This window comes from Vandammella animalimorsus (genome assembly GCF_002285285.1).
GTDB lineage: Bacteria > Pseudomonadota > Gammaproteobacteria > Burkholderiales > Burkholderiaceae_C > Lampropedia > Lampropedia animalimorsus.
On sequence record NZ_NSJF01000005.1, the window covers coordinates 143,155 to 157,164 of the forward strand.

Genomic DNA, 14,010 nt, shown 5'->3' on the forward strand with positions numbered 1-14,010 from the left:
CCGCTATAGGCCCCAGAGAGTCATGGCTGCGAGATGTGTGTAAGGCGGCGCTTTGCAGCCCAGCCCAAACCGCTTCTTGCCCACTCGCGCCGAGACTTTGAACAGGCTCTTACCGTGCCCGCCGCCGATCTTCTGCACCCCCCAGCGCCCACGACAACCGCAGCCCCACAGGCCACGGCCGAACAGGCCGATGGCCTGCCGCCAGTGCAGCGGCGCAAGGCCGTGGTCGTGATCCTGCTGGGCCTGGTGCTGGTGGTGCTCGATGGCTCCATCGTGACGCTGGCGCTGCCCAAGATCGCGCGCGCTTTTGATGTGCCAGCGGCCTCGGCCGTCTGGGTCGTCACGGGTTATCAGTTGGCCGTGCTGGGCCTGCTGCTGCCCATGGCCTCGCTGGGCGAGCGCCTGGGCTACCGCCGCGTGTATTTGTGGGGCATGGGCCTGTTTGCCTGCGCCGCGCTGCTGTGCGCGCTGGCGCCAGCGTTGTGGCTGTTGGTGCTGTGCCGCGCGGCGCAGGGCGTGGCCGGCGCGGCTGTCATGGGCGTCAATGCCGCGCTGGTGCGTCAGGTCTATCCCAGCGCCTTGCTGGGGCGTGGCATTGCCTTGAATGCCATGACCGTGGCCATGGCCGCCGTGGCAGGCCCGGCGCTGGCCTCGCTGGTGCTGTCGCTGCTGTCCTGGCATTGGCTGTTTGCGTTGGGCGTGCCGCTAGCGCTGGCCGTGGTGCTGCTGGGGCGGCGCCATCTGCCGGTGGGCCAGTGCAGCGGGCGCACGCCGTTTTCGGCGCTGGACTGGTTGCTCAACATCCTGGCCTTCGGTCTGCTGTTCTGGGCCGTGGATGCGCTGGCCGCGCATGGCTTGTCGCACTGGCTGGCGCATGGCCACTGGGGCTGGCATGGCCGCCTGGGCGCGGCTGTATTGGGCTTGAGTCTGCTGCTGTGGATCTGGCACGTGCGCCGCCAGCGCCGGCTGCCCGAGCCGCTGCTGCCGCTGGATTTGCTGCGCATTCCGGTGTTTGCGCTGTCCATGTGCGCCTCGGTGATGGCTTTTGCGGCGCAAATGCTCAGCTTCATTGCCCTGCCGTTTCTGAGCCTGAGCATCCTGCACCATGCGCCGTGGCAGACGGGTTTGTTGGTGAGCATGTGGCCCCTGGCCATTGCGTTGGTGGCGCCGTGGGCCGGGCGCAGCATCGGGCGCTTTCCCGGCGCGGTGTTGGGCGCGCTGGGCATGCTGGTGTTGGCGGCAGGGTTGCTGCTGCTGGCCTTGCTGCCGCTGCATGCGCCGTTGTGGGCACTGGGCTGCGCGGCTTGGCTGTGCGGCGCGGGCTTTGGCTTGTTCCAGTCGCCCAACAATCACATCATCCTCACGGCCGGCCCGCGCACGCGCAGCGGCGCCGCAGGCGGCATGCTGGGCACGGCCCGTCTGACGGGGCAATCGCTGGGCGCGGCGCTGGCCGCCGGCGTGTTCACGCTGTGGCCGCCGCCGCACTATCTGGGTGGGCCGCAAACCGCTTTTGCATTGGCTGCCGGCTGTGCATTGCTGGCTGCCCTGGCCAGCGTGCTGCGTCGCAGCCGCTTTTCCTGACCATCGTTTTCTTTTTCTCCTAGACCGACCATGCACACTGCCAGCACCCCTTCGCCTTCTTCAGCCTCTCGGCCTGAGCCTTTGCCGCGCAGCGCCTTTGCCGCTTTCGAGCGCATCGACACGCGCTGGAGCGACAACGACATTTATGGCCACGTCAACAACGTCGTCTACTACAGCTGGTTCGACACCGCCGTCAACCGTTACCTCATCAACCAGGGCGTGCTGGACATCCATGCAGGCAGCGTCATCGGCCTGGTGATTGAGACCCAGTGCAATTACTTCGCGCCGCTGGCCTTTCCGCAGGCCATTGACGTGGGCTTGCGCACCGCACACCTGGGGCGCTCCAGCGTGCGCTATGAACTGGGAATCTTTGCCGAAGGCCAGGCGCTGTGCGCCGCGCGCGGGCATTTCGTGCACGTTTATGTCGATCGCGACAGCCGCCGCCCCGTGCCTTTGCCCGAGCCGCTGCGCCAAACCCTGCAGCGCCTGCAATTGCCGCCTGAGACGCAGGCCCACAAGGCGGGTGCCGGGGGGTGAAATTTTTGGAGCCTGCTGCCGCCGATGGCGGGGATGCGCGCCTGCCGCTGCCAAGCACATAGGCGCCGATGAAAAACGGCCCCGTCCATGGCTTTGTGCCATGGACGGGGCCGTTTTGGGTTTCGCGCGCCTCAATGAGAATGAGGCGGCGGTTTTCCCGCTTCGCGCTGTCTGCTGCCAGCTGGCTTCACACCAGCTTGGCAGCGGGCAGGCCGCCTGGGCTCATGGCATTTTCATGCCTTGCGCCGCAGGCCACGCTGCAGCAGGCCGGTGGCGCCCAGGCCCAGCGAGAGCAGCAGCAGCAGCAGCGGTGCCAGCGCCGGCACGGGTGTTGCGCCCAGCGGCACGCCGCCACGCAGGCGCACGATGGTCGGGCTGCCTGCGGCATCGTGGCTGAAGTGCAGTTCAGCCTCTTGCAGGCCGGTGGCCGTGGGCTTGAACCGCACTTGCACCGTGCAGCTTGCACCGGGAGCCAGCGTTGCCACGTTGCAGCTGCCCACATCCAGCACGAAGGCTGTGGCATTGGGGCCTGTCAGCGAGGGCGGGCTCGTCAGGGTCAGCGGCGCCGTGCCACTGTTGGTGAAGGTGATGGAGGCCGGTGCAGATTCATTGCCCACGGCGAGCACGCCAAACCCCCAATGGCCGACCGAGACCTGCGCAGTGGGCGCTGGTGCAGCCTGGCCCGCGCCGCGCAGGGCCACGGTCGATGGGCTGCCTGCGGCATTGTGGGCAATGCTCAGCGTGCCGTTGGCTGGGCCAGCGGCCGTGGGCTTGAAGACCACGTCGATGGAGCAGCTGCCGCCTGCGGCGATGTTTGCGCCGGCGGTGCAGGTGCTGCCAGCAGCGATCTCGAAGGGACCGGATACGGTGGGTGCAGCGCTCAAGGTCAGCGGGCCTGTGCCGTTGTTGGTCAAGGTCACGGTTCGGACTGCCGAGCTCTCGCCCACTGTGGTGTTGCCAAGATCCAGCGTGGTGGGCGAGAGCTGCACATTGGGTGCTGGCGCAGCCTGGCCCGAGCCGCGCAGGGCCACGGTCGATGGGCTGCCTGCGGCATTGTGGGCAATGCTCAGCGTGCCGTTGGCTGGGCCAGCGGCCGTGGGCTTGAAGACCACGTCGATGGAGCAGCTGCCGCCTGCGGCGATGTTTGCGCCGGCGGTGCAGGTGCTGCCAGCGGCGATCTCGAAGGGACCGGATACGGTGGGTGCTGCCCCCAAGGTCAGCGGGCCTGTGCCGTTGTTGGTCAAGGTCACGGTCTGGACTGCCGAACTCTCGCCCACTGTGGTGTTGCCAAGATCCAGCGTGGTGGGCGAGAGCTGCACATTGGGCGCTGGCGCAGCCTGGCCCACGCCGCGCAGGGCCACGGTTGATGGGCTGCCGGCGGCATTGTGGGCAATGCTCAGCGAGCCATTGGCTGGGCCTGCGGTCGTGGGCTTGAAGACCACGCTGATGGTGCATCTGTCACCAGGGGCAATGTTCATGTTGGCTGTGCAGGTGCCGCCGGTGATCTGGAAGGGGGCGGCAACTGCAGGCGCTGCCCCCAAGCGCAGCGGAGCCGTGCCATTGTTGGTCAGCGTGACGGTTTGCGCTGGCGAGGTGCTGTTGAGCGCAATACCGCTGAAGTTGAGCGCGCTGGTGCTCAACTGCGCATTGGGGGCCGCGGCATTGACGCCCTGGCCTCTCAAAGACAATTCGCTGACATTGGGTGTGCCATTGTGCGTGATGCGCAGCAGCTCTTGTGCATTGCCTGCGCTGGCAGGCGTAAAGCGCAGCTGCACGGTGCAGGTGCTGCCTGCGGCCACGGGAGTGCCTACAGCGCAGCTGCCTCCGATGACGCTGAAGGGCGCTGGGGCAGTGATTTGCGTCAGGTTCAAGGGCGCGTTGCCGCTATTGCGCACCGTCACGTCTTGCTGGGCATTGCTCCCCACGGTGACGGCCCCGAAATTCACGGGATCGGGCGTCAGCTGCACGACTGGCGTTGGGGCAGCAACCCCAGTGCCGTTCAGTGGCACGGTGGTGGTTGCCGGCGAGGCATTGTGCTTGAAGGTCAGCGAGCCCGATGAGCCGCCCAGTGCCGTAGGCGTGTACGTCACGGCGACTGTGCAACTCTGGCTGGCTGCCAGGGTGGTGTTGGCCGCACAGGTCGTGCCGGTTGCGGCAATGGCAAAAGGCGCGGCTACGCTGGGCGCTTGCGTCAGCGTCAAATCGGCCGTGCCCTGATTAGTCAAGGTCACCGTTTGGGCGGCAGAAGTTTGCCCTTGCACCACATTGCCGAAATTCAGCACCGTGGGCGCCACTGCGGCAATCACCGTGCCAGTCGAGGGCGCGCCGTAGAGATGGTGGCAGGCTGCGATGTCGTCGGGCTGCAGAGTCTGGGATGGGTTTGGGGAGTAACTCGTCAGCGGCGGGCCGGACATCACGACACCATCCACATCGGAATGGGCAATGCCCATCATGTGGCCCAGTTCATGGATGATGGTTTTGTTGCTGGCCCGGTAGCGCGAAGACAGCCAGACATCGCCTTCTTTGGCCTGGCCGTTTGACGTACCCACGCCGCCTGTGCCCGCAACGCTGTTGTTGCCTGGGTCGTGCCAGCCGATCGTGCTTTGGCCATCAAATTTGCCATCGAGTGCCAGCCCCGGCAGATTGGTGGTCGTGCCTTTGTAGACGAAGCGCACATTGCACACCGTCTGCCATTGCTGCATGCCGTTTTGCAGCGCGGCAATGGCTTCGTTGGCAGAGGCATAGGCAGCGGGCCGGTTGGCATCGTTGTAGTACCACTGAATTTCCCCGCCAGCAAAGCCAGAGGTGACATGGTCGAACAGCTTGAACTTCTCCAGCAGGTCTTGCCAAGGGGCTTGATAGACCACGCGGAAATCGCCTTGCTCGTAGATGTGCGGGGGCAGTGGTGATGGGCTTTCCTGCCCATGGGCCCCTGTGATAGGGAGCAATGCAGCGCCAATGGCCAGCATGCCAAGTGCGCCAATATGTCTAGATGCCATGGATCTCCTCCGGCTGTTGCAGAAAAAAGCAATGGGCTGCAAGTGTAACAGTGGTCTTTGAATACCAGTCATCTTGGCGCCACTGGGATTTTGAAAAGTGCGCTCCTGGCGAATAGGCGCTGTGAGCTTTGTGTGATGGTAGTGTGTGACAAGAAAAAACGCCGCACAACAGGCATTGCGCGGCGTTTGGGTTGGGTGGAGGTTGAAGTTGCGGCGTTCAGGGGGCGAGCCGTACCTCGACGCGACGGGCTTCGGCGTTGTCGCCGCTGCCTGTGTGAGACTGAGGCTTCTCCAGGGTGATGCGCTCCTGGGGCACGCCCAGCTCAAGCAGCGTGCGCTGCACGGCCTGGGCGCGCTTCTTGGCCAGCTCTTCATTGAAGGCGGCATTGCCCGTGGGGTCGGTGTAGCCGGAAATCACTGCGCTTTGCCCTGCAGCCACGGCGGTGACCACTTCGGCCAGCGCCTGGGCAGCGCCATCGGCCAGAGCATCGCTGGCCACGCCAAAGTAGAACTTGACCACGCCGCCTTCGACGGCCACGCGCGGGCCATCCTGGGCCGTGCTGCTGGGCTGGGCCACAGGCGGCTGTACGGTAGGCGAGGGGGTCTGTACGTCGGCGATGGGCGCTGGCACAGGGTTTACGGGAGTGGGCGCAGGGGCGACAGGCGTTGCTGGGGAGTCGGCGCTGGCGGGGGCTGGCTGGGGCAGTACCACCACTTCCACGCGCTGGGCCTGCAGCCAGTCGGCGCTCAGGGGGTCGCTTTGCACTTCGGCCAGCAGCAGCTGCGATGCGGGCACGCCCAGGCTGCGCAGCAGCTCATACACCTGGTGGCCACGCTGCTTGGGCAGCAGGGCATTGGTTGCTGTGTGGGATTGGGTGCCATTGAACGGCAGGATGTGCAGCTTGCCGCCTGCGCGCAGGCGCTCCAGCAGCGGGGCCAGGATAGGCCCGGCCTGTGCGCTGCCAGGTGCGGCGGCGCTGTCTTGCGCGAACAGGAAGGTGGCCATGGAGCCAGTCAGCTCGACTCTTGGGGTATCTCCCGCAACGGCCACAGGGGCGCTGCCCGGGCTGACCGAAGCGAGGGTGCCTGGCACGACTGTTGCGCCGCCAGGGCCGACGGAGGCATGGGTGGCCTGCGGCTGAACCACAGGCTGCTCAACAACGGGTTTGCTGCGCTTGAGCGCGCCGGCCGTGGCAAACCACAGCACGCCCGCGACGATCAGGCCGATGAGGGTGAAGACGAGAAACAGTGCAATGCGCGAATCCTTGTCGTTTTCCTGGGTCATGGTGTTGTCCTTGGCGCTGCGGGCGGCAGGCGCTGAGCGCTGGTGAAAGTAATGAACAGGCCGGCGCACTGGCGCCAGGCGGCATGGCAGCGCGCATTGTATGCGCAGGGTGGGGGCCAGGCCTGTTCACACGATGTAAGGAGATCGCGTTGCATGGTGTGAACAAGCCTTGATTGGGGAGGGGCGTTATAGGGCAGGCGCGGCCACGGTCGCCCAGCTCTCGCCGGTGTCAAAGACCAGGGTTTTCTCCGGCCAGCGCAGGGCGGCGAGGTGAAAGCGGCTTTGACGCGGGTCGTGCTGGCCTTGCAGGCGCTCGCTCCAGCGCGCGCCGGCGGAGAAGTCCACGCAAAAGACGTTGCCGCGCTTGCCGTGCCAGGCGTTGCCGGGGATGCCGGCGAACAGCGCGCTTTCGGCGTGCGCGCCGGGGCCGGGGGCGTCAAAGAGCCGCCAGTAGTGGCCGATGACCACCGGCGTGGCCTCGTCGTAGGCGTTCCACCAGGGTTGGCGGTCGGTGAAGCGCCATTTGCCGCCTGCGTAAAAGGGCTGGGCGGCGGCTGCTTCGACGCCGGTGGTGAGGATTTTGAGGGGATTGTGGGTTTGCTTGAGCAGCTCGCGCTCGCCGTGCGCGCGCAGCAGCGGTGGCTGGTGCCGGCCATCTTCCAGGTCATGCGGCCAAGCGGCGCGCTCTTGCTGGATGCGGCGTTGCAGCGAGCCGCTGCGCGCCTGTTCGGCCGCTTGTTCTTCGAAACGGTCGTACTGGCGGCGCGCCGTGCCCAGGGCAAAGCCGCGCGCGGCGGCGATGGGCGCGGCCTGCCAGGCGGCGTGCACCACGCGCAGGTCTTCGCGCTCCAGCGCCACGGGCAGGCGGTTGCACAGCGCGGCGTGGCGCTCGCGCTGGGCGGGCGAGGCGATGACGAAGGGGGCGTATTTGGCGCGGTCGCGCTCGGTGCGCGCGTCGAAGTACCAGCCCGCGCCGTCCTTGGCGTCTTCGCGGATGAGGTTGACTTCGTGATTGCCCAGCACGGCGGCGCAGCGCCCGGCTTCATAAACCTCGCCAAACCAGTCGAGCACGGCCGGGGTGTTGGGGCCACGGTCGCACAAATCGCCCACGAACACGAGGGTGCGGCCTTGCGGGTGGCGGCCCTGGCGGTCGTAGCCCAGGTGCGTGAGCAGGGCTTGCAGGGCATCCCATTCGCCGTGCACGTCGCCAACGATGTCCAGCGGGCCACTTGGCAGGCGGCCCACCAGGCTGGGCGTTGGCGCGGCGGGGGCGGTTGGGGTGTCGATGGGGTTGGGGGTTGGGGCTTGGGCCATCAGGCGTGCTCCTCGACCAGGGCCTGGCCGCGCAGGGTGTAGGTCATGGCTTCGGTGATGCGCACGTCCAGCATTTGGCCGATGAGCGCGGCGCTGTCCACGCCCTGCGGGGCGGGGAAGTTGACGACGCGGTTGCATTCGGTGCGGCCCATCAGCTCGCTGGCGTCGCGCTTGGAGCGCCCTTCGATGAGCAGGCGCTGCACGCTGCCCACGCGCTCTTGGCTGATGCGCTGGATGTTGGCGTTGATGGCCGCCTGCACGGTTTGCAGGCGCTGGAGCTTGACTTCGTGCGGCGTGTCGTCGTGCAGATTGGCCGCGGGCGTGCCCGGGCGCGGGCTGTAGATGAAGGAGAAGCTGTTGTCAAAGCCGATGTCGTCGATGAGTTTCATCAGCTTGGCAAAGTCTTGCTCGGTTTCGCCGGGAAAGCCGACGATGAAGTCGCTGCTCATGGCCAGATCGGGGCGGATGGCGCGCAGCTTGCGCACGGTGCTTTTGTATTCCATGGCGGTGTAGCCGCGCTTCATGGCCATGAGGATGCGGTCCGAGCCGTGCTGCACGGGCAGGTGCAGGTGATCGACCAGCTTGTCGATTTTTTCGTAGGCGGCGATCAGCCGGGGCGTGAATTCGTTGGGGTGGCTGGTGGTGTAGCGGATGCGCTCGATGCCGGGGATTTCGGCCACGTATTCCAGCAGCAGGGCAAAGTCGGCGATCTCGCCGCTCTCGCCCATGGGGCCGCGGTAGGCGTTGACGTTCTGGCCCAGCAGGTTGATTTCTTTCACGCCCTGGCTGGCCAGATCGGCCACTTCGATCAGCACGTCCTCGAACGGGCGGCTGACTTCCTCGCCGCGCGTGTAGGGCACGACGCAGTAGCTGCAATATTTGCTGCACCCCTCCATGATGGAGACAAAGGCCGTGGCGCCTTCCACGCGCGCGGGCGGCAGGTGGTCGAACTTCTCGATTTCGGGGAAGGAAATATCCACCTGAGGGCGGGCCTGCACTTCGCGCTCGGCCAGCAGCTGCGGCAGGCGGTGCAGGGTTTGCGGGCCGAACACCACGTCCACATAGGGCGCGCGGCGGATGATTTCCTCGCCCTCCTGGCTGGCCACGCAGCCGCCCACGCCGATTTTGGCGCCAGGCTTTTTCAGCAGGCGTGCGCGGCCCAGGTCGCTAAAGACTTTCTCCTGCGCCTTCTCGCGCACCGAGCAGGTGTTGAACAGGATCAGATCGGCGTCTTCCATCCGATCGGTTTTTTCGTAGCCCTGGGCTTCGTGCATGACGTCGGCCATCTTGTCCGAGTCGTACTCGTTCATCTGGCAGCCAAAGGTTTTGATGAAGATTTTCTTTTTCATGGCAAGGCAATGGAACAGGTAATGAGCGCTTTTCCGATCGGGCGATCCCCCGAATGGGGGCTCTCAGCAGCGGGCCCAAGCCGCGAGCCTGGGCAATGAATGCGTCGGATGCGGAACGGGATCAGCCCCGGTGTCAGCGGGCGTGGATCGGGGGCGGCGATTTGGGGCAGGGCCAGGGTGGCGCTGTCAGACTGCTGAAGTCAGCGCCAGTCATCCATGAGGATGCGCGCGGCGCTTGACTGTGGGGCAGTGGATGGCCGGACGCTTGCGCGCAATGGGGCATGCGGGCTTTAGGCCGGGGGAAGGGGCGAGCCCGCCATGATGCCGCCCGGGAAGGGATGCGGCAAAGCGCTCGACCCTCAACAGGGTGCGCCAGCTGGCGTGCTCAGCGCATCGTGGCCGTGCCGTGGCCAGTGATGGTGCCGTAGCCGCTGTGCGCGCCACTGGCCGAGGCCGGGCGCAGCGCATTTTTGGCCGTGCCCACGCCCAGCGGCCCGGGCTGCACCTCGTGCGGATCCTGCGTGGCCGGCCCGAACAGGCCGAACAAGCGCCGGGGCGGCATCTCCGCATCGCGCAGCACCCAGGCAGTCTGCACCATGCCGGTGGCCACTTCCACCTGATAGCGCACGCGCAGGCGCTGACCGGCCAGTTGCGCTGCGGGCACGATGTGATGGTGCTGGTTGTAAAGGCGCAAGCCAGGGGCCAGGCCAATGCGCTTGCCATTGAGCCGCGCCGATGAGGCATCCATGATGACCAACGTGCCGTACAGCGCAGATTGGGGGAAGGTGCGGGCGGCTTGGGGGCTGTGCCCCGTTTGCAAAGGGGCATGCTGCGCCTGGGCCGCTGGGGCGGCCAGCAGGGCTGCGGCAGACAACAAGGACAGCGCAATCAGCCAAGACGCTGCGCGGGGGCTGCGGATGGCGTGGGGGCGGGAACAGCGGTTCATGGTGTGTATCCAGAGGCTGATGGGGGTGGGGCGGATATTGCTGGTGATGGGCCACAGGCCGGGCCACGTGGTGCGCGGCAATCACCGCCGGGCAGAACCAGTCGGGCGAGGCCTAGCGGCGCAATCAGCCTGTGATTGTAGGGGCAGGGGCCGGCGGCGTCACGGCCCTGGGGAGCGTGTTGGATAGGCGCAGCAGACGCTGCCTCGGTAGCTTGCTCCGGCAGCAGGCGTGGCCGTCATTCATCGCTCAGCCTGGCAGACCAGCGTGCATCCAGGGCTGCAGGCGTGCGCCCCCAATGCTGCTGCAGCTGGTCCAGCTCGCGCCGGCTTTTCTTGGTCGGCCGGCCATGGCGCAGCCCGCTGGCTGGCTCTGGCGCCAGCTGGCGCAACTGCGCCTGGCGCTCGCGCGCGGCAACGCTCTCGGCTGTTTCTTCATACAGCAGCTGCGCCTGGGGCGCAGGGCCGCGCTGCTGACTCAAGGCCAAAATGCGCACCACCCGCTGCTGTGGGCCATGGCCGATGCACAGCACATCATCAATATGCACCTCACGCGCCGGCTTGGCTGCCACGCCATTGACCATCACCCGCCCCTTGTCAATTTGCTCGACAGCCAAAGAGCGGGTCTTGAAAAAGCGCGCGCACCACAGCCACTTGTCCAGCCGCATACTCTGGCGGGGTTCGGCATCTTGGCCCCCTGCCTGCGAGCGCGGGCTGCCACTGTGCTGGCGGGCAAGTTTGGACGTGCGGGCGGTTTTCTGCTGGGCCATGGGGCGAAGAGACTTGGCAAGCCTTGAACAATGATTGTGAGGGTGCGTGCAGCGCTGCTTGCTGCGTGGCAGCGCTGAGGGTGTGCGCAATGTGCGCAGCGATGGTAGAGGCCCCAGATGCAGGCTCCACATGAAGGCGCGCATTGTGCGGCAGCTTGCCCGCCACGGCAAAAACCTGTGCTAGAATGCGCGCTTTCCGACAAAGCAAGCGCTTTAGAGGATTATGCGGGAATAGCTCAGTTGGTAGAGCGCAACCTTGCCAAGGTTGAGGTCGCCGGTTCGAGACCGGTTTCCCGCTCCAAATTTCAAAAATTTCATCTTGCGCGCCCCAGCAGGGCGCGCGATCTTATCAAGAAGGAGCCATTTGGCTCCTTTTTTTTCGCCTCCACTCCCTTGCGCATTTGGGCCACTGAATGCAATGCCTGCGCGCGGCGAGACTTCGTCATTGGGATGCGGGAAGCAACCACTGGCCCCACACCCGCTGCGCGACTGCGATTGACATACGGGCCACTACAGTCCAAGTGGTCCACCGGGTCTTTCCAATCGCATCGTCATCTACAACTATTCGTACCAGAGCTCTTGAGCTACAGTGGTCCGACGGGAGAAAATGATCCTGCCATTAATGACGCTGCCGCACGCTTCTACGATATAAAAATATATTTTTAACTCCGTGTGTCAGCATTCGCGCACGAATATTTTGGTTGATAATATGAATGTCGAGAAAATCATTGGCCCAGGCCCGCTGAAGATCAAATATAAAATAATAAGTAGCATGGATTTTCTTTGCGGGAATATTTGCTTTATGCATGACGGGGTGGAGATTGGCGACTATGATGATGTTGTCAACCTGAACGATGTGCACGACTGGCTGAATGACTTCTCGCAAAAAGGCAGCAAAAGATTCATTGGATTTTTGGATGGTGAGTCAAAAGAAAGCTTGCTCAATTTTATTTACTTCCAAATAATGACATTCATCACTCCAGATGGAAGGTGTGAAAGCTGCGAAAGCCCGCCATTACTCGATCTTTATCGTATGGGTAAGATATTTCATTTGGACGATCATCTGTCTTATTCTTTTTTGGATAAATTCTTTGGAATTTTATTCAATGATCTTTCAATGAAGAAGCAAAGATTTATTTGGGGTGCTTGGAGAGATAGGGTGCCGCACGAAATCTTGCTTGATTTTGGATATTTTGAAGAATTGATCTGCGATTTTTCCTCTTCTTTTGTTGAGTCCTTGCCATATAGGGCTTACAAAGAAAGTGAATCAATAAAAAAGGAAAGCATAAAAAAGACAAAAATAGAAAGAGAAATTGGGTTGGGTGATTTGAAGATCAAATATAAAATTGCCAGCAGGGATGGCGCTGTCGGAGGCTTTTGTATTAAATTTAGAGAAATTGAAATTGGTGATTATGGTAAGCGGGTGAGTTTGCTGGAGTTGGGGAGTAAATTAAATGAATTCTCGAAAAATAGAGATAAAAGAGTCATGGGTTTTTTGGATGGAAGTTCATCTTCGAAACTATTTGAATTTGTTTATGGAAGTGTGTCTAAAAACGAACAAAAAGGCGATGCTGCGGAGACTCTATCAGCTCTTCTTTATAAAATGAAGAAGCTCTTCCATCTCAATGAATGTTTTCCTTCGTCGTATTCTGAAAAATATCCTGCAATTTTATTTGACGATGGATTGGTTAAAAAACAAAGGCTTATATGCTTAAGTCCGATTGATGGTTTGCTGTATGATTTTTTGCTTGAGCCTGGCTATTTTGAAGGGCTGGTGGAAGAGTTTTCAAGATCGTTGCGTGAATCGCTAGGGAATTGATCGGTTTCTATTCAAGAGGAGTGAGGTAATGGCTCTGATTTTGAATGGGTTTCTAGAAATTTTGATTTGAGCCGGATGTCATGCAGGTTGAGGGTTTGACAAAGTATCTAGATGTCAGAGGCTGGGTTTTGTTGATAAGACTTTCAAAGGCGATGATGAAGAGATTTGCTGTTAAGGTGTGGGTTGATTCAGAGTATTTGGATGGGCCGGACGTAAGGTTTTCAATGATTTCTGAAAGCTGCTTGGAGGTTGAGGATTTTGTGGGGAAGGTGTTTGGGGGCAATCAACATTTTTGTTGTTATGACATTGATGCTCCTGAATTGGAAAGATTCTTGATTGATGTTTATGGGGTTGAAAATTATCCTTTTGGTATGAGGCAAAGACTGATTGTGGATGGCTTTGACGAAGAATTTCTGATTGAATATATATTTTCTTTGTATGAAAGAGATAAGGTCTATGTTGGAATTACTACGGAGCGCGCAGCGACTATGAAAAGAATGATTTCCTGATTGCTGTGAAAACTGCCTGCCCGGCTTTTCCTAAATTTTCTCAAAATTTTAATGCATGCTTGTTTTATGAATTATGTTTTTTTGGGGATTGTTTTAGAGATGAATAAAATAGCTCTGATAGATAAGCTGAGATACTTGGTTGGTTTCTTTTTGTGGAAAATCGGGTGGGGGGTTCTTATTGGTGTGGAGAGCTTTAGTCATTGAATATTTTTGCAAGGTAAGTAGTCATTGGGAGTGTGGGGATGAATGATTTCTTGGAGAGGTTTTGCTGTTTTTTATACGACGCACTTCAGGCGGAATATTTTTCATACAACGAAATTGTGTCATGGGCGGATGGTTTGATTCTTCAGTGCGAAGTTCCAAAACCATGGTTGGTTTGCCTGTCGTTGATAAAGAGCAAAGAGGGAAGGTATTCCTTGTTTGATGAAGTTAATGGCGATTTGGCAGAAGATTTGCAAAAAAATTGTTCTCGTGCTGAGTATAAAAGTTGCTTTGAGGGTTTTTTGTTTCTTAGATATATTGAAGGAAAGTTGACGAAAAATGATTTGCTGGATTTTTATATTGAGATGACAACCCATGAAGATGTACTATGGGAAGATCTTTTACCAGAAATGCAAAGGCAGGCTTCACAGGCTGTGGAATTTTTGTCATTGATGCAAAAAGCGGATATCTACTTGGCTGCCCCGTGGATTTTTGACTATGCCCCAATGCCGTAATGCAAAGTGTTTTCAGGTGGTGCGCCAGACGGACTTGTAAAGACAATCTATGTGTGCTGAATTGAGAGGCTGAGATTGGTTGAAGGGTTTCATTGGATAGAACGTTTGAGCGAACTCTTGGGGCGATCTTTGTGAAAAAAATACCTGAAGATTACTGTGATTGAATGCTATGAAAATTTTTATTTTTT

Annotated in this window: 11 protein-coding genes and 1 tRNA gene; 6 read left to right on the forward strand and 6 right to left on the reverse strand. The window is 60.8% G+C overall.

What is annotated here, in order from left to right; translation table 11 throughout:
- Positions 1 to 114: 114 nt before the first annotated feature.
- Positions 115 to 1,581: an MFS transporter gene (locus CK620_RS10295; RefSeq protein ID WP_238946095.1), complete on the forward strand. Its 1,467-nt coding sequence runs from the start codon at positions 115 to 117 to the stop codon at positions 1,579 to 1,581.
- 30 nt (positions 1,582 to 1,611) lie between these two features.
- Positions 1,612 to 2,118, forward strand: a complete 507-nt coding sequence (locus CK620_RS10300) for an acyl-CoA thioesterase (RefSeq protein WP_095550220.1) — start codon at positions 1,612 to 1,614, stop codon at positions 2,116 to 2,118.
- A gap of 233 nt (positions 2,119 to 2,351) precedes the next feature.
- Here CK620_RS10300 and CK620_RS10305 read toward each other — a convergent pair whose 3' ends face one another.
- The 6 genes from CK620_RS10305 to CK620_RS10335 all read right to left on the reverse strand — a co-directional run bounded on the left by CK620_RS10305 (position 2,352) and on the right by CK620_RS10335 (position 10,676).
- Complete coding sequence (locus CK620_RS10305; RefSeq protein ID WP_179290627.1) at positions 2,352 to 5,117, reverse strand: choice-of-anchor D domain-containing protein; 2,766 nt, start codon at positions 5,115 to 5,117, stop codon at positions 2,352 to 2,354.
- Positions 5,118 to 5,334: 217 nt separating this feature from the next.
- Positions 5,335 to 6,402: an OmpA family protein gene (locus CK620_RS10310; protein ID WP_143326047.1), complete on the reverse strand. Its 1,068-nt coding sequence runs from the start codon at positions 6,400 to 6,402 to the stop codon at positions 5,335 to 5,337.
- Between the two features lie 186 nt (positions 6,403 to 6,588).
- Positions 6,589 to 7,716: a metallophosphoesterase gene (locus CK620_RS10315; RefSeq protein ID WP_095550223.1), complete on the reverse strand. Its 1,128-nt coding sequence runs from the start codon at positions 7,714 to 7,716 to the stop codon at positions 6,589 to 6,591.
- Entirely contained in the window at positions 7,716 to 9,065 is a 1,350-nt protein-coding gene (gene miaB, locus CK620_RS10320) for a tRNA (N6-isopentenyl adenosine(37)-C2)-methylthiotransferase MiaB (protein WP_095550224.1), read from the reverse strand. The genes CK620_RS10315 and miaB overlap by 1 nt, the downstream gene beginning before the upstream one ends.
- 385 nt (positions 9,066 to 9,450) lie before the next feature.
- A complete protein-coding gene (locus tag CK620_RS14090) occupies positions 9,451 to 10,011 on the reverse strand; it encodes a hypothetical protein (protein WP_179290628.1) in 561 nt (186 codons plus the stop codon).
- A 236-nt stretch (positions 10,012 to 10,247) separates the two neighbouring features.
- Positions 10,248 to 10,676 (reverse strand): RNA-binding S4 domain-containing protein, encoded by a 429-nt coding sequence (locus CK620_RS10335; RefSeq protein WP_095543443.1) that lies wholly within the window; start codon positions 10,674 to 10,676, stop codon positions 10,248 to 10,250.
- 327 nt (positions 10,677 to 11,003) lie between these two features.
- Between CK620_RS10335 and CK620_RS10340 the strand changes: the two genes are divergently transcribed.
- The 4 genes from CK620_RS10340 (at position 11,004) to CK620_RS13865 (ending at position 13,822) form a co-directional block, all read left to right on the forward strand.
- A tRNA-Gly gene (locus tag CK620_RS10340) sits at positions 11,004 to 11,079 on the forward strand.
- Positions 11,080 to 11,487: 408 nt separating this feature from the next.
- Positions 11,488 to 12,597, forward strand: coding sequence for a hypothetical protein (locus CK620_RS13860; RefSeq protein ID WP_143326050.1), 1,110 nt, complete (start codon positions 11,488 to 11,490; stop codon positions 12,595 to 12,597).
- Positions 12,598 to 12,677: 80 nt separating this feature from the next.
- A complete protein-coding gene (locus tag CK620_RS10345; RefSeq protein ID WP_095550226.1) occupies positions 12,678 to 13,106 on the forward strand; it encodes a hypothetical protein in 429 nt (142 codons plus the stop codon).
- A gap of 242 nt (positions 13,107 to 13,348) precedes the next feature.
- Complete coding sequence (locus tag CK620_RS13865) at positions 13,349 to 13,822, forward strand: hypothetical protein (RefSeq protein WP_143326052.1); 474 nt, start codon at positions 13,349 to 13,351, stop codon at positions 13,820 to 13,822.
- The last annotated feature ends 188 nt before the right edge of the window (positions 13,823 to 14,010 follow it).